The organism is Flavobacterium azizsancarii, from assembly GCF_027980145.1.
In the GTDB taxonomy this organism is placed as follows: domain Bacteria; phylum Bacteroidota; class Bacteroidia; order Flavobacteriales; family Flavobacteriaceae; genus Flavobacterium; species Flavobacterium azizsancarii.
In genome coordinates, this window is record NZ_JAMZNK010000015.1 from 17,853 (window position 1) to 41,736 (window position 23,884).

General features: G+C 34.7%; 10 protein-coding genes. All 10 read left to right on the top strand.

Annotated features, from left to right (window positions below; genetic code table 11):
• Window positions 1-23: 23 nt before the first annotated feature.
• The 10 genes from NJT12_RS11125 to NJT12_RS11170 all read left to right on the top strand — a co-directional run bounded on the left by NJT12_RS11125 (window position 24) and on the right by NJT12_RS11170 (window position 23,851).
• A complete protein-coding gene (locus NJT12_RS11125; protein ID WP_271335978.1) occupies window positions 24-1,853 on the top strand; it encodes a metallophosphoesterase family protein in 1,830 nt (609 codons plus the stop codon).
• Window positions 1,854-1,906: 53 nt separating this feature from the next.
• A complete protein-coding gene (locus tag NJT12_RS11130) occupies window positions 1,907-5,947 on the top strand; it encodes a hybrid sensor histidine kinase/response regulator transcription factor (protein ID WP_271335979.1) in 4,041 nt (1,346 codons plus the stop codon).
• Between the two features lie 690 nt (window positions 5,948-6,637).
• Window positions 6,638-10,309, top strand: coding sequence for a hypothetical protein (locus NJT12_RS11135; protein ID WP_271335980.1), 3,672 nt, complete (start codon window positions 6,638-6,640; stop codon window positions 10,307-10,309).
• Between the two features lie 699 nt (window positions 10,310-11,008).
• Complete coding sequence (locus tag NJT12_RS11140) at window positions 11,009-11,881, top strand: inositol oxygenase family protein (protein WP_271335981.1); 873 nt, start codon at window positions 11,009-11,011, stop codon at window positions 11,879-11,881.
• 66 nt (window positions 11,882-11,947) lie between these two features.
• A complete protein-coding gene (gene lacZ, locus NJT12_RS11145; protein ID WP_271335982.1) occupies window positions 11,948-15,088 on the top strand; it encodes a beta-galactosidase, LacZ type in 3,141 nt (1,046 codons plus the stop codon).
• A gap of 187 nt (window positions 15,089-15,275) precedes the next feature.
• Entirely contained in the window at window positions 15,276-16,421 is a 1,146-nt protein-coding gene (locus NJT12_RS11150; RefSeq protein ID WP_271335983.1) for an acyltransferase family protein, read from the top strand.
• Between the two features lie 216 nt (window positions 16,422-16,637).
• Entirely contained in the window at window positions 16,638-18,275 is a 1,638-nt protein-coding gene (locus NJT12_RS11155) for a sodium/sugar symporter (RefSeq protein ID WP_271335984.1), read from the top strand.
• A gap of 219 nt (window positions 18,276-18,494) precedes the next feature.
• Window positions 18,495-20,054: a glycoside hydrolase family 28 protein gene (locus tag NJT12_RS11160; RefSeq protein WP_271335985.1), complete on the top strand. Its 1,560-nt coding sequence runs from the start codon at window positions 18,495-18,497 to the stop codon at window positions 20,052-20,054.
• 235 nt (window positions 20,055-20,289) lie between these two features.
• On the top strand, window positions 20,290-21,738 hold the full coding sequence (locus NJT12_RS11165) for a glycoside hydrolase family 28 protein (protein ID WP_271335986.1): 1,449 nt from the start codon (window positions 20,290-20,292) through the stop codon (window positions 21,736-21,738).
• 127 nt (window positions 21,739-21,865) lie between these two features.
• On the top strand, window positions 21,866-23,851 hold the full coding sequence (locus NJT12_RS11170; protein ID WP_271335987.1) for an alpha-L-arabinofuranosidase C-terminal domain-containing protein: 1,986 nt from the start codon (window positions 21,866-21,868) through the stop codon (window positions 23,849-23,851).
• The last annotated feature ends 33 nt before the right edge of the window (window positions 23,852-23,884 follow it).

Sequence of the window (23,884 nt, forward strand, 5' to 3'; positions counted from 1 at the left end):
CCTGAGTTTTAAAATAATATCACATGTTAAGAGTATCGGGAATATTAATGCTATTACTTTCTTTATATGCCTGTAAATCAAAACAGGCAGAAAAAAAAGACATTGTACAAATAGCCTTTATTGCCGATGCTCATTTACAGGATATTTTTGCAAAATTTGAAGACAATGAGTATCAGGGAATCAAAAATCCTGTAACCGGGGAGTATGCCAATATAAGAACAATGAGTTCGCAATTGCATTCGACCCGAATTTTTAATGAAAATTACTTTGCTTTTTTAGAAGCATTAAATGACATCTCAAAAAGAGGCATTAAACTAGTTGTTCTTCCTGGTGATTTTAGCGATGACGGACAACCGGTTCATGTTCGCGGATTGAGAAAAATACTGGATCAATATTCACGAGAAAAAGGCATGTCTTTTTTTGTAACCACAGGAAATCATGATGCTGTAAAACCTTTTGCGCAAGAAGCCGTAAAAACCGATTTTCTGGGCAAAGACGGTCAGGAACAAATTATAAGCAGTTCTAAAACCAATTTCAAAAAACAAGACAATCAATTAGAACCCATTATCACCGCCGATATAAAAAACTGGGGATATAAAGAGACATTGAACGAAATGGCTTCTTTTGGATTTTTTCCACAAAAGAAAGATTTGTATTGGGAGACACCATTTTCAACCTATGCGTATGAAGGTTATAATTTTGATAAAGCTGCAGCAGAATCTGTTTTAGAAAAGAGAACATATACCATAAAAAACACCAATTTATCGCTTCCCGATGCCAGTTATTTGGTTGAACCCGTAAAAGGCGTCTGGCTTTTGGCGATAGATGCCAATGCCTATGTTCCCAATAAAAAATTATCAGGTTTAGCAGATAATCCCAATGATTTTTCCGGAGCCAGTATTGGTTATAATAATGTTCTTATTTATAAAAATCACTTAATCAATTGGGTAAGAGAGGTTTCGGCAGAAGCCAGACAAAGAGGTAAAATATTAATTGCTTTTAGTCATTATCCTATGGTTGATTTTAATAATGGTGCCTCGCCCGAATTAAAATTACTTTTTGGTGCTGACAAAATGCAGTTGTCAAGAGTTCCCAATCAAGAGGTAGCAGAACAATTTGCAGATGCAGGCATTCAGATTCATTTTGGCGGACACATGCACATCAACGATACAGGAGTACAAACAACAGCTAAAGGCAATACTTTATTTAATATTCAAACGCCATCTTTGGCCGCTTATATGCCGGCGTATAAAATACTGACCATTGATTCTCAGACCAATGTTGAGGTAGAAACGGTAGTGGTAGGTTCTGTTCCAAAATTCAATAGTTTATTCCCTTTCTATAAACAAGAATACGCCCATTTGCAAAATATAAAAAGCCCCGCAATTTGGAATAAAGAAGTTTTGAATGCCAAAGATTATAAAGATTTTACCCAATGGCATTTGAAAGAATTAGTACGTCTCAGGTTTTTGCCCGAAGATTTTCCGACTGCATTTTTAAAATCAATTCAGGATCTTTCCGGAAAAGAGTTACTGCTTTTCAATAAAAATAACACAGAAGTTGCTGCAACATTAAAATCGAATTCCTTAACCTTTCAAGATTTTGAATCTTGGAATGGTTTTGATATGATATTCGATTTCTACAGATTAAAAAATGCAGATGAACTCGCCCTTCGCGAGATAGGAACCAGCAGATTAAAACAATATGAAATGGTCTGCAAAGAGTTAGAAAAATCAAAAGATCAAAAGTGGGTTTTGTGGTCAGGAATATTTTTGAAAACAATGAAAGGCCAGCCTGCGGATCATTTTGAAATTAACTTAAAAACCAGTAAAATTTCGCGAATAACTCCTTAAAAATATAATAATAATTTAGCCTAAAAGAGTATATTGCAGTTATAATCCATTTCATGAAACCGAATCCTTATATCCTACTGTTTTGTCTGATTGCATTTTTTTATTCTAATTCGCAGAATATAAAATTCACGCATTATAATGACAACAATGGTTTATCTCATAATTCTGTGAGACATATTGTGCAGGATAAAAAAGGGTTTTTATGGTTTGGAACATTTTCAGGATTGAATCGTTTTGATGGTTATCAGTTCAAAAATTATATGAGTGCCGCATCAGGCACAAACAAATTAAACAACGACGATATTACGGCATTAGAACTCGATGAAGCATCGAATCATTTGTGGATAGGCACCAGAAAAGGACTCACCCTTTTTAAAATGGATACACAGGTTTTTGTAACTTTCTTAAAACAAAAAAATAATCCAAACAGTCTGCCCGAAGAAGAGATTCGTTCCGTTCATGTTGATAAATTTAAAAGAGTCTGGGTAGGAACCAAAACCAAAGGAGTTTATATGTTTTTCCTAAAAGAAAATAGATTCGAAAAAATTCCGATAAAAGGTTTTGACTACGTAAAAGAAATCTTTGAAGACAAAAAAGGCAATATCTGGATTGGAAGTTATGAGAAAGGATCAGTTGCAAAAATAACCTTAGACAGCAAAGGAGCAATTGTAAAAATAAATAATTATGCACTCTCAGTTCCTAATTCGAATGTCAAAAATCCGTATATCAATTTTATATACGAAGACGCCAAGTCCGATATCTTTATAGGAACTCGCGAAGGTTTGTATAAATTAGATAAAAAGAACGATCAGTTTATAAATTTATACATCGAAAACAAAGAAATCCGAGGCAGTTTAGGTCCGTACTTTTTGTCTGTTGCCCAGGCACCGGATGGTAAATATTGGGTAGGAACTTTAGGTGGATTATTAGTTTGTAAGCAGTTAGAAGATATTAAAACCAGTGATTATAAATGGTATTATTCCGTATTATCAGATGATACCTCGATAGTAGATAATTTAGTTTCGGCATTGTATTTTGATGCTTCGGGAGTATTATGGATTGGGACAGAAGACGGATTAGATAAATACGATCCATACGAAAATCAGTTTACACTCAACAAAGATATATCGCGTTTTATTGGCAATCAGGCACCTCGTATACGTGGTTTTTCTAAAACCTATGATGAGAAAGTAATTGTGGTAACAAGTCATAACGGACTCTTTATTTCGAGTGCCAAAGGGTTTGTACCGCTCCACAATAAAGCAAAAGATATTGCCAGTATTTACTCAGATGATGGCAGGATTTTTTATTGTGGTCTCTGGGATGGTAATGTACTGGTTTATAATTATAGTACTAATTCATCAACAGAAATTAGCGTTGGCTTTGATACATCCCCCGTATTTGCATTCAACAAAATCAGTGAGCAGTCTCTTATGGTAGGGTCTTTTGGCGAAGGTGCGATTATATTAAATACTAAAACCTTAGAAGTTCTGGCAGACAAAGGAAAATTACTACCCGGTTTCCAGATTAATGCAATAGAAAAAGACAGCAAAAATAATGTCTGGTTCGCCACAGAAACAGGCGTTGTACGATACAATTACCCATCAGGTAAAATAGAAACGTATAAAACACTTTCTAAAAAAGAAAACGCTTTACCGCACGAAGACAATGTAAGCGATGTTATTATCGACAACAAAGGAAGAATTTGGGCTTCGACCCGTTTTGGATTATGTCTCTATGATGCTAAAAAGAACAGTTTCGTAACAATTACCAATTTTAAAGAGCTTTCAGGAAAGTGGATTACTGATATGGTTTCTGATGTAAACGGAAATTTATGGCTAAACATCAATAACAATAGCATTGCCTGGGTCAAATCAGATCTGAAAGACATCAATATTTATCATGTCAATAGTGGTAACAGATTAGATGTTTTTAGCTCAGGTGGTTTTTTTAATTTCAATAATTCCACTATTTATTTAGGAGGCAAAAATGGTATTATTTCCTTTTCGCCCCATACAATGAAAAGAAATAAATGGTCACCGGAACCGGTTATTACCGAATTTAAAATTCAGAATGAAGAAGTGTTTCCGGACATGGAAATCAATGGACAGATTCCGCTTCTGAAAGATTTAAACTATGGTAAAGAAGTAGAACTGAACTACAAAAACCGAAATTTTTCACTTCAGTTTTCAACGCCTTCATTTGCAAATGAAAAGCTGAATAAGTTTCAGTATATGCTTGAAGGTTTTGATAAACATTGGGTTACAGCCAATAGTAACTCCAGAATTGTTCAATATACCAATCTTTATCCCGGCAAATACGTATTCAAAATAAAATCGAGTAATAGTGACGGGCACTGGAGCAAAGTGGTATCCTATCAAATAAAGATTTTGCCGCCTTTTTGGTTAACGCCAACTTCGTTTGTGCTCTTTATTTTGGCACTTTCCTGTATTTTTTATTTTATCAGAAGAGAGATCAAACACCGCATCCGGTTAAAACAAGAATTGCTGACTGAAAAAGTAAACAGAGAACACGATGTTAAGCTCAACAATGAAAAACTACGATTCTTTACCAACATTTCGCATGAGTTAAGAACTCCGCTAACGCTTATTTTAGGCCCTGCCAAACAATTATTGGATGAAAATAACAGTAATGCAACCGAATATGAAAAAAGCAGGTACAACCTGATTTATCAAAATGCCAGCAGACTTTTAAATCTCGTAAATCAGGTACTTGATTTTAGAAAAGCACAGTCAGGCGAATTAAAACTTAAAGTTTCGAAAACAGATATTCTGGCCTATTCAAAAAACATCTTTGATTCGTATAAAGAAATGGCCTACAATAAGAAAATTAAATTAAATTTTATTTCTGATATTGAAAGTATCAACGGCTGGATCGATAACGATAAATACGATAAGATTCTTTATAATCTGTTATCTAATGCCTTAAAATTCACTAATAAATACGGAAATGTAGATTTATGCCTAAGGCTAAAATCCGGCATTGAAAGCGTATTGATAATAGAAGTAAGCGATGATGGTATTGGAATTCCTCTAAAAAGTCAGGAAAAAATATTCAAAAGATTTTATCAGGCATCAAATAGTAAAGCCAATAATACAGGATCAGGAATTGGTTTATCGTTAGTAAAATCTTTAGTAGCACTTCATAAGGGTAGTATAGCTGTAGAAAGTACACCGGGAAAGGGAAGTACTTTTAGAGTCGAGCTTCCAATAGATCGGGAATCTTACGACAGTAAAGAAGTATTTGAATATGCTTTGAAAAATGATAATCTCAGCATGCTTATTCCTGAAAAAGCAGCAAAAAAGATTATTCAGAACACAGAGCTAAAAGAAAAAATACTTGTTATAGAAGACAACATTGAACTTCGAAAGTATCTGGTCGATTATCTCTCTGATTATTATAAAGTTTATGATGCCGAAAATGGAGAAGAAGGCCTGAAAATCTGCCGACAAATAAAACCTATTTTATGTGTTGCAGATGTCATGATGCCGGTTATGAGCGGATTAGAATTTTGTAAAGAACTAAAAAACGATGAATTTATCAGTCATATTCCTGTTGTTTTATTAACTGCATTGGCAGAAAATGTAGATAAAGTAAGAGGATATGATATGGGCGCTGATGGTTATCTGGTAAAACCTTTTGAACCTTTGTTGCTAAAAACAGTCATTGAAAATATTATCAAATCAAGATTAGAACTCAAAGTAAAATTCTCCGGAGAAGTCGAAAGTAAAATAAGTTTATTGACGCATTCGCCAATTGATGAGGAATTTATGAGTAAAATCACAACGCTAATCAATGATAATTTGAGTGAAGTCGATCTGTCGACAGATTTTTTATGCGATAAATTAGGTGTAAGCTCTTCTAAATTATACCGGAAAATTAAGGAACTGACGGATTTGGCACCAAATGAATTTATCAGGACAATACGTTTGAAGAAAGCTGCAGAGCTTCTAAAAACCAAAAAATACAATGTTTCTGAAGTCACCAATTTAGTAGGATTTAATGATCCTTTGTATTTCAGCAGATGTTTCAAAAAACAGTTTGGTTTTCCGCCTAGTAAATTGATTAATTAATGGTCAATCTATGATTTTTTGCCATGAATCGCACGAATTATCACGAATTAATTCGTGTTAATTCGTGTAATTCGTGGCAGATTTAAAATTGAGTTCAATATATTTTGAGCACATTTTATACCGTAGAGGCGCACAGCAGTGCGTCTTGTGCTAGCGGTTTTTCAGCCACAAATTACACGAATTTGCACAAATTAATTCGTGATAATTAGTGTAATTCGTGGTGAACCTAATAGTACGTTCAATATATTCTGAGCACATTTTATACCGTAGAGGCGCACAGCAGTGCGTCTTTGGCTAGCGATTTTTTAGCCACAAATTTCACAAATTAACACAAATCATGATAATTAGTGTAATTCGTGGCGAACCTAATAGTACGTTCAATATATTCTGAGCACATTTTATACCGTAGAGGCGCACAGCAGTGCGTCTTATGCTAGCGGTTTTTTGCCACAAATTACACGAATTAACAGAAATCAAATTCGTGTAATTCGTGGCGAACCTAAATACATTATTTGCAATAATCAAATTCGTGATAATTCGTTCGATTCTTGGTAAACTATTATGGTGTTCAATACATTATATCCGAATTTTAACAGTAAACGCAAAAAATTGAGCATAAAATGAGAAACTTATTTTTTAAAATTGATTTAAAAGTATAATTCTTACATTAGCCGATTCTAAATTTAAACTATGGAGAATTTTATTCTTTTGGCATTAATTGCCTGTATTGCGATCTTATTTAATAATTTTTCCAATCTAAAAAAGGAAAACGAATACTTAGATTCTCTCTGTAGAAAAAATAAAGATGATTTCAACTCTTTGAAAAAAGAGATGGAAGAAATCAAAAAACAAATAACACAACCTGATTTTGTTGCCGAAAGTATAGCATCAAAAATCGAGGAAATTGGAAAAATTCCTGAACAAATACAGGAAGTTCTTCCTCCGATCATTCCTGATAATTTCAATATTGTTGAGGATTCTGTTCAAAATGAGAGAAATGCAGGCAATGAAGAAGCTCTCGAAAAACTGGCGTTGAGCTTCGAGAATCCAACCATTTATATCAATGATAATAAAGAAAGTATAGCGGAAATAAAAACACCGGAATCAGTAGAAAATATTGAAATACAAGAAACTCGTCCTCAGCAATTATATGAGATCGAAGAACAGCCGGAACCTCAGAAATACGAGGAAGAAGTTTATGTAGAAAGCGCTTTCTCTATTTTAATCAAGAAACTGGAGCAGCAATTTGCCGAAAACTGGACCGGAATTTTAGGAACAGCCATTATGGTTTTAGGGATTGGCTACCTGAGTATTTATACTGCCATGAAAGTCTCGCCAATGTTCAGGATTTTGATTCTGTGGCTTTATGCCGGAATTTTAGCGGGGTCGTATTATTTCCTGCAGAAAAAAGAAAAATGGTTTAAGACAGGACTTTGGCTTCGCAGTGCCGGAGCAAGTTTGTTTTTGTTTGGTTGTTTTGGTGCCTCACAAATTCCGGCGCTTGCTTTTATAGATAATATTCCGCTCGCATATTCGCTCATCGGGATTGGAATTGGGATCAATTTATATATTGGTTACATCATAAAACAGCAAACTTTTTTATCCCTTCACGTGATACTGAGTTTTCTGATTTTATGTGTAATTCCTGAAAAATTATTAATTACATTTTTATTGGCTTCATTAACGGCAACAGCAGGAATAATTTTATCTTATAAAGAAAAATGGGAATATCATTTATTGATTGTTATTTCTGCCTTTATAATATTTGACATTTGGTTTACACAAGGAACCAGTGTTTTAAGTTCGTCTGAAAACATCTTTGCCATACTTGGTATTGTTTTGGTTTCAGTAAGTTGTATGTACATGCAATACCGCAGTATTTATGCTAATACTCGTTTTGACCGAATCGCTTTTATAACGCACCTTGTTAACTGGGTTTTATTTGCTTTAGGTTTGATATTGCATTCTACCGGAAGCAAAATCAAAATTTTCGTTCTATTTACAGCCGCGGTTCTTTGTCTTTGTGCAACCCTTTTTGCCAGAAAGAAAAAGATTATCTGGTTGTATCATTTAGACGGAATGGTTTCGTTTATACTCTTTGCTTTAAGCATCATAATGCTGAACGATTGGATGGTAGGCTATGATATTATCGTTTGCGGATTGTACCTTTTGGTGATCGCTTGTTTGTTTGTTGTTTATAAAAGCAAAGAAATTTTATTGCATAAAATATTTTTAGCGATCAATCATGTTTTCTGTTTGGTGGCCTTAGTTTTTTTCCTTTTGTACATTAATCCGTCTTTTGAGCAAATCCATATTACGAACTCTTTTGCAGCGGTCATTTTTATGACATTTGCAACATTACTGGTTCCTGTTTTTTGTGCTGTAAAAAAAGAATATCTTGAAATTGATGTTTTCTTCTTCAAGAAAGATTTGAGTTTAAACGGGGTTTTCTCCGTATTTTTCTCCATATTGCTTTTTATAAGCTGGTACCATACCATCGAAATTTCGTTTTATTACCCGCTTTTATTTATTGCTTTATTGTGGTGTCTTTTACGATTCAGATTCAAGACAAACACATTCGATTTTGGACGATTTACTTTTTTAGTCATCACCATTGGCACAGGATTAATGTTAACGCTCACAGAGCCAAAATCTAATTTGGATATTGTCTTTGCTTTAGGGATTGTAACTATAGTAACGTTAAACTGGTTTGTAAAATTATTGTATAATGATGATTCGATTGTCAAAACTATCGGAATCATTGGTATCAATCTATTATTAATTTCGCTTTCATATAAATATTTAGCGCCTTATACTATTATCCAGATTTTTGGATGGTTTGCTATCGCTTTACTCAATCATGAGTTTTTATGGATTCAGTTCAAACGTAAAACACTTACGACGGACAACCAGATCTTGCTGTACGGTTTTTGTCTTGCTTTCTCGGTATTTGGAAGCGCGTTATTTGCCTATAATACCCGATTTTTGAGCAATACTGAAATTGGATTCATTGCCATTGGACTATCAATAATTGAAATATATATATTATTTGCAGATAAAATCAGGAACAAATCGAATGCTGTTGTTTCCGGCTGGGGAAATTTCAATGTCATCAATTCTGAATTCATTCTTTTTAACGCCCTGGTTTTTGGATTTACCTGTATTTCGCTCGATTATATTCCTGTTTATTTAGGAGGTCTGGCATTAGTTACTTTTTGGCTTTTTCAAAAAATTTACAGATTTAAACGTTATAATATTTATTCTTTTGTGCTTTTAATTGGAGGGATATTTCTAAGCCTTTATTTAGCTGCTTTCGAAGCAAATACGGTGAGCAAAAATATTTTATATGCGATACAGGCAATTACTGTTTTATTATCTGTGGGCTATAGTTACCTGCAAATAAAAAGCCAAAAAGAAGATGGTAAAATGTTTATTGCATTTTTACCTATTATTCAAAACCTTTGGGTAATCGCTTTATTATTTATTCAGGTAGAAGTAGTTTATTTAGCGCCACTATTTATGCTTTTAGCCATCCTGAATTTTGGTCTTATATTATATGAAAAAATAGAATTAGTCCCGGAATCGGTCATACTTATTGGGCTTTTGTCTATTATGACATCTGTTTTTTACAGCATCAAAGAACTAAATGATTTTACGTGGTTAGCTTGGGTTTTACAACTTTCCAGTATTGTTTTATTGGTTGTTTTAGTACTGCTGATGAACAAAAAAGAGTTTATAAAATCATTAAAAATAGATTATCAAATTGTCATAAATATTTGGCTTTCGATCATTATGTTCTCACAGTTAGAACACAAGTGGCTTCCTGTATTTTGGGCGACAACCGCTATAATAAACCTGGGGCTTTATTATAAAAAAATTGGAGATAAAAAAGAAATCAGTATCGTGTATTATTTACTGGCAAATTTCCATTTGGCTTTTATTAGTTTCACGTATTACGAATCTAAATTTGAATTTGTTTATCTGATCATATTTGCCCTTTTGGCATTATACGTTTTTATCATCTATAAGTATATTGAAGATTTTCAGTTCAGAAACAGTATTATAATTTATCCTGCTACATTTAGCATTGGTTTATTTTTATATCTCTCATTCGACAAAGGAATCTTGACATTCTTCTGGATTTTAGAATCTTTAGGATTACTGATACTCGGAATTATCCTTAAAGAGAAATACTTCCGTTACGTGTCACTTTCTTTAGTAGGTGTTTGCGTAATCCGACTTATGTTTTTCGATTTATCAAATGCAGATTTCCTAATCAGAGCCTTGGTTTTATTAGGAGTTGGAGTTGTGCTTCTGGTAATGAATACTTTATTCAAAAAATACAAAGAGCGATTTGATTAGGAAAAAGAATGTTTCAATTATTTTTTTGCCACGAATTGGATGAATTTAATTGAAGTAAATTTTGAAATTTTTATACCGTAGAGGCGCACAGCAGTGCGTCTTGGTTATGTGTTTTTTTTAGCCACGAATTTCACGAATCTTCGCGAATTTTAATTGTTATGTATTTTTATGATTTGTTGCGAGATATTCACATTTTTGATCGTAGAGGCGCACAGCAGTGCGTCTTGGTTAGGTGTTTTTAGCCACGAATTTCACGAATTTTTGCGAATTGTAATTATTCTGAATTTTACCATTATGACAAATTTAATTCGTGAAAATTCGTGAAATTCGTGTCAAAATCGATCCATTTTATTTTGATAATTGATAATTCTCTTTGAATTGCCTCCTGCTTTAGCTGGAGGTAAATTAGTATGAAAGATAAATTGGCTTTAGCCAAAAAACAACAGCTTTGTTGTCCCAATATTCAGGTTTTATTTAAATTATATTTCTCAGCTGAGATAGATGGCAATTATTTATTTGATAATTAGCCCTAAATCAACAGGAGATCTTTATGTGTTTGAAAAAGAATTGGTTACTTAATGTTTTGTTATTAAAAAAATCACATAAATTTAAAATCTATCCATGTTTTTGATGTATTAGTCCATTTTGTTCTCTAATGATAAGGCTATTTTTGTCAGGTAACATTTAATTTTAGATCTTATGAAAAAGCCACTAGACAGTAATAATCCGTTGCATAATCTGGATGAATGGGAAGACGATTTGTTAGTACGATATCCGGATCCTTCTGAACCCGTAAAAGAAAAAGACGAGTTTAGAAATTATGTCGATTCAGAGAGAGTAGAAACCGTTAAGGAATTTTACAGAATAAATCATACCTATCAGACTTACGATTTTGTATGCAGTAAAGAAGCTGAATTTTTACAGTTTAATAAAAAAGAAATGTCGATTTGGGAAGCCGTTGATTTTCTAAATACACTTGTAGACGACAGTGATCCTGATATTGATTTAGACCAGACGCAACACCTTTTACAAACTTCTGAAGCTATCAGGGCAGATGGTCATCCGGATTGGTTTGTACTGACCGGTTTTATACATGATTTAGGAAAGATTTTATGTTTGTTTGGCGAACCTCAATGGGCAGTTGTTGGCGATACATTTCCGGTAGGTTGTTCTTACTCGGATAAAATTGTATACCCTGAATTTTTTTCAGAAAATCCAGATTTTACAGATGAAAGATTTAATACTAAATTTGGTGTTTATGCTGAAAATTGCGGACTTGATAAAGTAAAAATGAGCTGGGGACACGATGAATATCTGTATCAGATTATGAAAGATTATCTGCCGGATCCTGCCTTATATATGATTCGTTATCACTCGTTTTATTCACAGCACAAAGAAAATGCCTATGCCCATTTGATGAATGAGAAAGATGTAGAAATGTTTGACTGGGTACGCAAATTCAATCCTTACGATTTATATACAAAGGCACCCGTAAAACCAGATGTAAAAGCATTATTGCCGTATTATAAAGAATTAGTCGCTAAATATTTGCCGGAGAAAATGAAGTTTTAAACCAAGATTGCTTATTTTTTGAATTTTATAAATCTTTCAATCTAAAGATACCTAAACCAGTAATAAATGCAGAAAATCAAAACCACAATACTTTTATTAAGCCTGTTTGTAATTTACGGAACGACAGTTTTTGGGCAGGATAAAAAAGAGAGAAACGATTGGGAAAACCCGGAAGTATTTCAAATCAACAGAGAACCGGCACGAGCGGCATTTCTTCCTTATGCAGATGAAAAGTCTGCAATAATGGATCAGTACAGTAATTCGCCGTGGTATTTTTCATTGAATGGAAAATGGAAATTCTCCTGGTCGCCAACACCCGATCAGCGTCCAAAAGATTTTTATAAGCAAGATTACAGTACTTTACACTGGAAAGAATTGCAAGTGCCTTCAAACTGGGAATTAAACGGTTATGGAGTGCCCATTTACACCAATATTACGTATCCTTTTGAGAGGAACCCGCCATTTATAAATCATTCAGATAATCCGGTTGGTTCTTATAAAAAAGATTTTGTAGTACCGGAAAACTGGAAAAATCGCCATGTTTATCTTCATTTTGAAGCAGGAACATCAGCAATGTACATTTGGGTAAACGGAGAAAAAGTAGGGTATACGGAAAACACAAAAAGTCCGGCAGAATTTGATATTACGAAATACCTAAAAACCGGAAATAATAGCCTGGCTGTTGAAGTGTACAGATGGAGCGATGGATCTTATCTCGAGGATCAGGATTTCTGGAGACTTTCCGGCATAGACAGAGATGTTTATTTATATAGTACAAATGATACCAGAATTGCTGATTTTTTTGCGAAACCTGATTTAGATGCTAAGTATAAAAACGGAAGCTTAAATGTAGAAGTTACTCTAAAAAATCTGACGTCAAAAGCCGTAAACAATCAACAATTAGAAGCAAAACTGGTAGATGCTTCCGGTAAAAATATATTTGTTAAAGATGTAAAAGTAAATTTTGAAGGCAATACAATTCAAACAGTCAATTTTGGGCAAAAGGTATCAAACCCCAAATTATGGAGCAGTGAAACGCCTAATTTATACACATTACTGTTAACCTTAAAAGATGAAAAAGGAGATATAATCGAAACAGTAGCTACTCAAATAGGTTTTAGAAAAGTAGAACTAAAAGGAGGGCAATTACTGGTAAACGGTGTAAGATTGATGGTGCACGGCGTGAATATTCATGAGCATAATCCTGTAACAGGACATTATCAGGATGAAGCCACGATGATGAAAGATATTAAGCTGATGAAACAGTTGAATATCAATTCAGTACGCTGTAGTCATTATCCAAACAATATCCTTTGGGTAAAATTGTGTAATAAATACGGTTTGTTTTTAGTAGACGAAGCCAATATTGAAAGTCATGGAATGGGAGTAGAGGGACAAAGTTTTATGAATCCCAAAACACATCCTGCTTATCTTCCGGAATGGCGAGAAGCACATTTAGACCGAATTTACAGTCTGGTAGAAAGAGACAAAAATGCACCATCGGTAATACTTTGGTCTTTAGGAAACGAATGTGCCAACGGACCCGTTTTTCATGAAGCTTATAAATGGATCAAAAAGAGAGATAACACCCGTTTGGTACAGTTCGAGCAGGCAAGAGAAAATGAAAACACAGATATTGTGTGTCCCATGTACCCAACAATTGCCTACATGAAAGAATATGCGGCACGCAAAGAAGTTACCCGTCCGTTTATTATGTGCGAGTACTCGCATGCCATGGGAAACAGCAACGGTAATTTTCAGGAATACTGGGATATTATTCGAAGCAGTAAAAACATGCAGGGCGGATTTATTTGGGATTGGGTAGATCAGGGATTTCTGGTAAAAGATGAAGCGGGACGTAATTACTGGTCTTATGGAGGAGATATGGGAAGTCAGAATTACACCAACGACGAGAATTTTTGCCATAACGGATTAGTCTGGCCGGATCGAACACCGCATCCCGGAGCATTTGAAGTAAAAAAAGTATATCAGGATATTTTGTTTGAAGCCGTTGATATCAAGAATGGAGTAATCGATATCATAAACGATTTTGGATTTACGAATCTGAATCAGTACAATTTTAAATATCAGGTTTTAGAAAACGGAAACGTTATAAAAGAGGGCACAATTGATGTCGCTTTAGATCCGAAATCAAAAAAACAATTTAAACTTAATTTACCAAAATTGCAGTCAAAACAAGGAGTAGAATATTTACTTAATGTTTTTGCTTATACTAAAATTGGTTCAGAAGTTTTGCCTCAAAATTTTGCAATTGCTAAAGAACAATTTGTTTTGGATGGGGATAATTATTTTGAAAAAACAACCGCTTCTTCATCAAAAGTTCAGGAGGAGAAAAATGAATTTATCTTGAGTACAACCAATGTTATTGTGAAGATCAGCAAGGCGACAGGTTTGATTTCGTATTATAGTTTCAATGGAGAGGAATATTTTAAACAATATCCGGAACCTAATTTCTGGAGAGCTCCAACAGATAATGATTACGGAAATAAGATGAATGTAAAAGCGAATGTGTGGCGAACAGCCGGAAAAAACAGCAGTTTAGAAAATATTCAGATGATTGAAGAAAACGGAAAAAAATATGTTAGTGCAAAAATGAAGCTTAACGATATTGCTTCTGATTATACGATCAAATATTCTTTGGGTAGTGACGGCGCTTTAGAAATAGTTCCTTCTTATAAAAAAGGAATTAATCCGGTGCCGGATATGCCACGTTTCGGGATGATTTTCGTTCTTAAAAATACGCTCGAAAATCTGGATTATTACGGAAGAGGACCTTGGGAAAATTATTCAGATAGAAATGATTCGTCACTGAAAGGAATTTATACAAGTAAAGTGGCCGATCAATATGTTCCTTATACTCGTCCTCAGGAAAACGGATATAAAACAGATATCCGTTGGTTCAAACTTTCAAATCAAAACGGAAAAGGTTTAGAAATAAAAGGATTACAGCCTTTAGGAATGAGTACTTTGAATAATTATCCAAGTGATTTTGATGCGGGACTAACAAAAAAGAACATGCATTCAAGTGATATTACACCAAGAAATGAAGTTGTTGTTTGTGTTGATCTGGCACAACGGGGTTTAGGTGGAGACAACAGTTGGGGCGAATATCCACACGAACAGTATTTACTAAAACAAAATGAATACAGTTACGGCTTTGTCATAAAGCCAATAGAACCAAAGTAATAAAGGACAATTAAAAGCAGTAAAGTACCTGTTGCTGCTTTTAATTTTCAAATTTCTGTAGTCATACAATTGCTTTTTTAGCGAATTGTATTGATGCATCATCTATACCATAAAAGGAAATAATTATAAAATTTTGATCTCACAAAAGAGGCTCAACAGGATAAATATGCTTTTAAATAAGTACAATATGAATAAAACTATTGCAAGTGAAAGATTGGTTTCTCTGGATGCTCTGAGAGGGTTTGTTATGTTTTGGATTATGAGCGGAGAACATATCATGCACGCGCTGGCGAAGGCTGTACCAATTCCCGTTTTTATCTGGATGTCGTCGCAATTGCACCACGCAGAGTGGAATGGGATTACGTTTTATGATATGATCTTTCCCATCTTTTTATTTGTTGCCGGGGTTTCTATGCCGTATTCTTTCGAAAAGAAAATGAATCTGGCAGGTGTAAAAACGCCAAGAGAACTGCCAACAAAAGAAAAACAGAAAATATACAGATCGATGCTAAAACGAACTTCTATATTATTGTTTTTAGGATTTGTTGTCAACGGCTTATTGCGTTTTGACGGGTTTGATCAAACCCGTTTTGCCAGTGTATTGGGGCGCATTGGACTTGCCTGGTTTTTTGCAGGTATGATCTATTTGAATTTTGATTTAAAAAAACAACTGATATGGTTTACAGGTATTCTGGCAGGATATTATCTGACAATGAAATTTATTCCTGTTCCTGATTTTGGAGCAGGTATTTTGACCAAAGAAGGTTCCTTAGAAGGCTATATTGATCGTTTGTTTTTGCCGGGAAGATTGCACAGCACAGTATATGATCCTGAAGGTTTGTTTTCGACAATACCAGCAATTGCGACGGCTTTGTTGGGTGTTTTTTCAGGCACATTTTTAAAGACGGATAACTACTTTTCACGAAAGAATAAATTAACTGTCATGGTTGCTTCGGCAATTGTTTTGATCCTAATAGGAATTATTTGGGATTATGATTTCCCGATTAATAAACATTTATGGACAAGCTCTTTTGTATGTTTTGTAGGTGGATTTAGTATTTTGTTTTTTACTTTTTTCTATCTGACAATTGATATTTTGGGATTTCATAAATGGGCATTCCCTTTACTGTTAATCGGTTCAAATTCGATTTTGATTTATATAGCAGCAGAAGGCTTGGTAGATTTTAAATATACAGCCGATTTTGTATTTGGAGGAATCATCAAGTTCTTTCCTCTCCTTTGGCAACCCGTTTTTACAGCTTTGTCCGTAACAGTAGTGCAGCTTGTTTTGCTTTATTTTTTGTATAAGAGGAGATGGTTTTTGAAAGTTTGAGAGGAAAGAGTATAGAATGAAGAGTATAGAATAATGAGAATAGAATGATGAGAATAGAATGAAGAGAATAGATTATAGAAAGAGAGGAAAGAATAAAGAGAAAAGAGGGGGTTAAGAATAATAGGAAGACTGACTTATTTTAAGCTTTGCACTTGTTTAAAAACATACACATTTTAGAATGCACTTTACTGACTAACCAAAAATAACCACACCATTATGAATGCATTACAAACCGCAGATTACATTGTTTTCTTTATCTATTTCGTACTGGTCTCGAGTTACGGAATGTATATTTACCGAAGCAAGAAAAATGCAACAACGAGTTCTAACGAATATTTCCTTGCCGAAGGTTCTCTTACCTGGTGGGCAATTGGTGCCTCCCTGATTGCTTCTAATATTTCGGCTGAACATTTTATAGGAATGAGCGGTTCCGGTTTTGCGATTGGGCTGGCGATTGCGTCTTATGAATGGATGGCGGCTGCCACATTAATCGTTGTCGCGATATTCATCTTACCCGTTTATCTTAAAAATAAGATATTTACGATGCCGCAATTTTTGGCAAAAAGATATAGCGATACAGTGAGTACCATTATGGCCATAATCTGGCTGTTGATTTATGTATTTGTAAATCTTACCTCGATCATTTATTTAGGTGCTTTGGCCATCTCATCAATCGCACCCGTCAGCTTTCAATTTTGTGTTATCGGATTAAGTTTATTCTCTATAATCGTTACACTAGGAGGAATGAAAGTCATAGGATATACAGATATGTTTCAGGTTATCGTATTGATTATGGGAGGTTTGGTAACCACTTATTTGTCCCTGACCTTATTGTCAGAGCAGTTTGGTTTTGGAAAAGATATCCTGAAAGGGCTCATGGTTCTAAAAGAAGAAGCACCGGGACACCTGCATATGATCCTTGACAAATCAAACCCTCATTATGCTGAACTTCCTGGAATCTCTGTACTTGTAGGAGGTATGCTAATCAATAATCTGGCCTATTGGGGCTGTAATCAGTATATTGTTCAGCGCGCCTTGGGAGCCGATTTAAAAACAGCCCGTAAAGGAATTTTATTTGCTGCTTTTTTGAAATTATTAGTGCCTATTATAGCTGTTTTGCCGGGGATTGCTATGTATGTAATGCATCAAAACGGTATGTTTCAAAAAGAAATGGTAGATGCCGCAGGAGTTTTAAAACCGGATCAGGCTTATCCAACTTTAATGAATTTATTACCGGCGGGATTAAAAGGAGTTGCCCTAGCCGCATTAACCGCAGCAATCGTAGCTTCGTTAGCAGGAAAAGCAAATAGTATTTCGACGATTTTTTCTTTAGATATTTATAAAAAGTATTTCAATAAAAATGCTTCAGAAAGAAAATTAGTCCTTACCGGAAGATGGGTCGTGATAATCGCCATGTTTATTGCTGCAATTGTTGCTCCGGCATTAAAATCATTAGATCAGGCTTATCAATTCATACAAGAGTATGTTGGTTTCTTTTCGCCGGGAGTTTTGGCTATTTTTTTATTGGGAATGTTCTGGAAGAAAACAACGCCTTCAGCCGGACTTGCGGGGGCATTGCTGACCGTACCTTTAGCAGCAGTATTAAAATTCCTGCCGGTATGGACAAATGGTGCTTTTCCGGATTATCCTTTTTTAGACAGAATGACCATCTCGTTTTTTTTAATCGTATTGATAATGGTTGCAATTAGCCTATTAAACCCTGAAACTAAAGAACAACAGGAAACATTAAAAATCGAAATTGATAAATCAATGTTCAGGGTTTCCTCAGAGTTTATTATTGGATCATTTATTATCAGCGGTGTATTAATAGCATTATATACCGTCTTTTGGTAATTTTAAATTAATAATTAACCTGTTTTCAACACATAGAAACATAGATTTTTTGTAGACTTAAAAAAGGTATTTCAATTGTTTAAAATACATAAAATGAGCTGTTTAGAAGAAATATATTTCTTTTTGTATTCATATTTATACTTAAATTATATATTTCTGTGTGTTTAATAAAATTTTTATGTAATACGTCTCAAAGCGTTTATTAAATAACAAAGCATTATGAATAATAATAATAAGATTTTCAGAAGTTGTATCGTTTTACTTTTTCTTTTACAGCTCAGTTTTAATGTTGAAATGCATGCCGGAAAAAGAAAAGACTATTTAGTAACTGCTTTTGGAGCTGTTGCCGATGGAAAGACATTAAATACAAAAGCAATTCAAAAAGCGATTGATGCGGCTAATAAAAATAAAGGAGGAAGAGTTGTTTTTTCAAAAGGAAAATTTTTATCAGGCAGCATCATAATAAAAAGTAATGTCGAATTATTTTTTGAAGAAGGCGCAATTTTGTTAGGAAGTACAGACCCTAATGATTATCCAAAATTAGAAGGAGTACGAGCTTTGGTTCTGGCTCATACGGCAAAAAATATTGCTGTTACAGGAAAAGGAATTATTGATGGACAGGGCAGGGAACTGGCTCTGGCAGTGGACAGTCTGCACCATACAGGAGTAAAAATAGATGCCAGTTATAATTACAGAAGACTGCGTCCCGGAGACGGAAGAGGAAAATTGGTTTCTTTCGTAAAATGCGATTCTATCACAATGAAACTTATTACACTAAAAAACAGTTCAGGTTGGGTACAGTGTTTTGAGCAAAGCAGTAATATCGTGGTCGATGGAATAAAAGTTGACAGCAGAGCGTATTGGAACAATGACGGAATTGATATTGACGGATGTGAGAACGTAAGAATTACAAATTGTGACGTCAATTCTGCTGATGATGGAATTTGTCTGAAATCAGATTCTCCGGGATTGCAGAACAATAACATTTATATCGCCAACTGCACGATCAGATCGAGTGCCAATGCCGTTAAATTTGGAACAGGTTCGTATGGGAGTTTCAAAAATGTAACAATAGAAAACATTCAGGTTTTTGATACTTTCAGGTCGGCCATTGCTATAGAATCTGTTGATGGTGCCGAAATTGAGAACATTACCGTTTCGAATATTACTGCCGTAAATACAGGAAATGCGATATTGATCAGGTTAGGCCATAGAAACGGAGACAAACCGGGTTATATTAAAAATGTTTCGATAAAAAACGTAAAAGCCCAAATTCCTTTCGGACGCCCGGATATCGATTATGATTTACGCGGACCCGAAGTAGATTATTTCCATAATCCATTCCCTTCTTCGATTGCCGGAATCCCGGGATATCCTATCGAAAATGTAACTCTCGAAAATATCGAAATTACATATCCCGGAAGAGCTTCAAAAGGAATGGCGTATCTGCCTTTGACCCGATTAAAAGATGTATTGGAAAATATAAAAGGGTATCCGGAATTTACCATGTTTGGAGAATTGCCTTCATGGGGATTTTATGTTCGACACGTAAACGGAATCGTAATGAAAAATATAAAAGTGACTCTCGAAAAAGAAGATTTCCGTCCGGCTTTTGTTTTTGATGATGTAAACGGACTTGTTATGAGGGATGTAAATGTGCCTTCGGACAAAACGAATCAAATTATTTTTAAGGATGTTCGCTCTGATAATCTGGATGCTGCGGCTTTAAAAAGAAAAATAGAACCCGAACAAAATACGTTTGTCTTGCCATCAAAATAAATTTAATTACCAAAACTCACAAAGTAATTTTAGAGTCTGCCGTGTAGACACGAATAGTATGAATCAATTATAAACATGGATTTGCTTCGACTAATTCGCGCAAATTTCAATTACGTTAACCTACTTTGTGAAATTAATTTCATAAAGTAATTAGTGACAATTAGTAAAATACGTGTTTATTTTAGACTGATGTCCATGCGTTCGTTTTAAAGCAATCTTTTAATAAAAAAATAAAATGATAAAGAAACTTATAATCGCTATAATACTTTTTTGTCTTTCCTTGACCGCTTCAGCACAAAAGGTCTATAATATAAAAAAATACGGAGCCAAAGGAGATGGAAAAACCAATGATGCGGCGGCAATTCAAAAAGCAATAGATGCCTGTAGTAAAACAGGTGGAAGAGTATTAATACCCGCACCATTTACTTTTTTGGCAGGACCAATTAATGTAAAATCAGGGATTAATGTTCATCTGGAAGCAGGCGCTAAATTATTGGCAAGTCCGGATGAAAAACTATATACCAAAAGTGCATTTCGCAGTAATCCCGGAGAAGGAACCATCTGGATTGGTGGCGAAAATGTAGAAAATTTCAGCATTAGCGGAACGGGAGAAATAGACGGAAACGGGATTTCTTTTATGGGAGAGGAACTCGAAGATTCTTATGTTTTGAAACCTTTTACAGTCTTAGATCCAAGACCGCATGTGCTGACTATTATTGGCGGAAAAAATATCAGGATTAGAGATGTTCATATCGGTAATTCTGCTTATTGGACGATTCACCTTGTAGGCTGTAATGATGTTGTCATTAGTGGTATTACATTACTCAATAGTCTGAAAGTCCGCAATAGCGATGGTATCGATTTAGATCATTGCAAGAATGTGCGTATCAGCGATTGTTATATCGAAAGTGGCGATGATTGCATCTGTCTGAAAAACAGACGTGAATTTGAAGAATTTGGCGCTTGCGAAAACATAACCGTTACCAATTGTACTATGACCAGCAGCAGCTGTGCGATCAAAATTGGTTCAGAAAATATGGATGCGATCAGACAGGTTGTGTTCAATAATTGCATCATTAAAAACAGCAATCGTGCATTAGGAATTCAAAATCGAGATGAAGGAACCGTAAGCGACATTTTATTTTCGAATATAATTATCGAAGCAAAATTAACCACAGATACCTGGTGGGGAAAAGCAGAACCTATCTATATTACGGCATATCGCAGGGCAAAAGGAAATCATAAAGATGCAAACTGGCGTTTTCCAAAAGATGCTGTTGAGGGAAAAGTGGGTGAAATAAAAAACATCTATTTTAGCAATATTCAATGCACAGGAGAAAATGGAGTATATGTAAGTGCAGAATCAAAAGACAAAATAAAAAATATTGTGTTTGATAATGTCAGCGTTTTTATTGATAAAACAACCCCGCATCAAGGCGGTATTTATGATCGTCGTCCGTCTGATTTAGAAGGTTTTGTAAAAGGAAGCACCGCCGGTTTTTATTTTGATTCGGCAGAAAAAATAAAAATGCAGAACTGTTCCGTAGAATGGGGAAAAAATAAACCGGATTATTTTACTTATGCAGTCGAAAGTAAAAATGTAGATGCGTTAATCATTAATAATCTCGAAGGGCAATCAGCATTTCCTGAGAAGTTAGAAGCGGTAAAAAAGAGTAAAAAATAAACTCGTTTTTTTCAAATAGCCAGATATGTGTATTATTAGCTAAGTGAAATACTTTTTTTAAGTTTACAATAGCCTATGTTTCGATATGTTAAAATTAATTTCAATAGATTCAATTCAAAATAATAAAATGAAGAACAATACTATTATAAAATTGGTCCTTTGCACGCTGTTGTTAAGCAATATTTATGTAAATGCCCAAAAGACAACATTAGAAGTTGATATTGCGAAGACCGTTGCCAAAATACAACCTACAATGTTTGGTTTATTTTTTGAAGACATCAATTTTGCCGCTGATGGAGGGTTGTATGCCGAAATGATTAAAAACCGCTCTTTTGAGTTTGATAAACCATTAATGGGATGGGAGCAGCCCAATACCAAAAGGTCTTCTATGAATATGCACTCCGGTGCAGCAACACCTGTTAACGTATCAGAAAATAAAACCAATCCCAACTTTTGCCGTATTCTTATCAATGACGATAAAGGATATGCTATCATCAATGAAGGATTTAGAGGAATGGGAATTAAGAAAGACGCCAAATACAATCTTTCCCTAAAGGCAGCTAATCCTGATGGAACTATCAAAAAAATAATTATTCAGTTTATTGATAAAGAGCAAAAAGTGTTGGGCGAAACTGTTATAATTCCGTCATCAAAAGAATGGAAAAATTATACCGTACAATTTACTGCTGCTCAAACCGAGGCAAAAGCCAAATTGAAAATAACTTTTGAAGGTACTGGAACCATCGATTTAGATATGGTTTCGTTGTTTCCGGAAGACACCTGGAAAAACAGAAAAAATGGTTTGCGCAAAGATATTGTTCAGCTTTTGTATGATATGAAACCGGGATTTTTACGTTTTCCTGGTGGCTGTATCGTAGAAGGAAGGACGCTGGCAGATCGTTATCAATGGAAAAAATCAGTAGGAGAAGTAGAGAACAGAAAAACGATGATGAACCGCTGGAATGTCGAATTTGGACACAAACAGACGCCGGATTATTTTCAAAGTTTTGGATTGGGATTTTATGAATATTTTCAGCTTTCTGAAGATATTGGCGCAGAACCATTGCCTATTTTAAGCTGCGGAATGGCGTGCCAATACAATACAGGAGAATTGGCACCTATAGAAGAATTAGATCCTTATATACAGGATGCTTTAGATTTGATTGAATTTGCGAATGGAACAGTTGATACGCCATGGGGGAAATTGCGTGCTGATATGGGACATCCAAAACCATTCAATCTAAAATATATTGGTGTTGGAAATGAACAATGGGGATCCGATTATATTGAAAGATACAAAGTTTTTGAAAAAGCGATAAAAGCAAAATATCCAAAAATAATTATCGTCTCAGGAAGCGGTCCGTCTCCGGATGGAGAACATTTTGATTACGCAATGCAGGAACTTAAAAAACTGGATGCAGAACTCATAGACGAGCATTATTATAAAAGTCCCCAATGGTTTAGAGAAAATGCGGCCCGTTATGATCAATACGACAGAAAAGGACCAAAAATATTTGCTGGCGAATATGCTGCACAAAGTGTTTCAGGTGCAAATCCCAATAACAGGAATAATTGGGAATGTGCTTTTTCTGAAGCTGCTTTTATGACGGGATTAGAGCGAAATGCTGAGGTCGTTACTTTAACTTCTTATGCACCGCTAATGGCGCATGAAGATGCCTGGCAATGGACACCGGACATGATTTGGTTCAATAATCTCGAAACCTATGGCTCTGCCAATTATTATGTGCAAAAGTTGTTTTCGCTCAATAAAGGAACAGATTTATTAACGATTACCCAAGACAGAAAAACATTAACAGGGCAAAACAACTTATATGCCTCTGCGGTAAAAGACACTAAAACCAAAGAAGTGATCATAAAAGTAGTAAACACAGCAGCAGTGGTGCAGGATATTATCATTGATGTAAAGGGAAGTAAATTGGAGTCTACAGGAAATTTAATAACATTGACAAGTCCAAATTTAGAAGATGAAAATACATTTGCTGACCCTAAAAAAATAAGCCCAAAAGAAAGCGAATACAAATTGAAAGGAGAGAAAGCACAATTGAGATTACCTGCTTATTCTGTGAATATTTTGAAATTGAAAATCAAATAATTATAAAGATATTTTTTTGTTGGTAATGTAGTA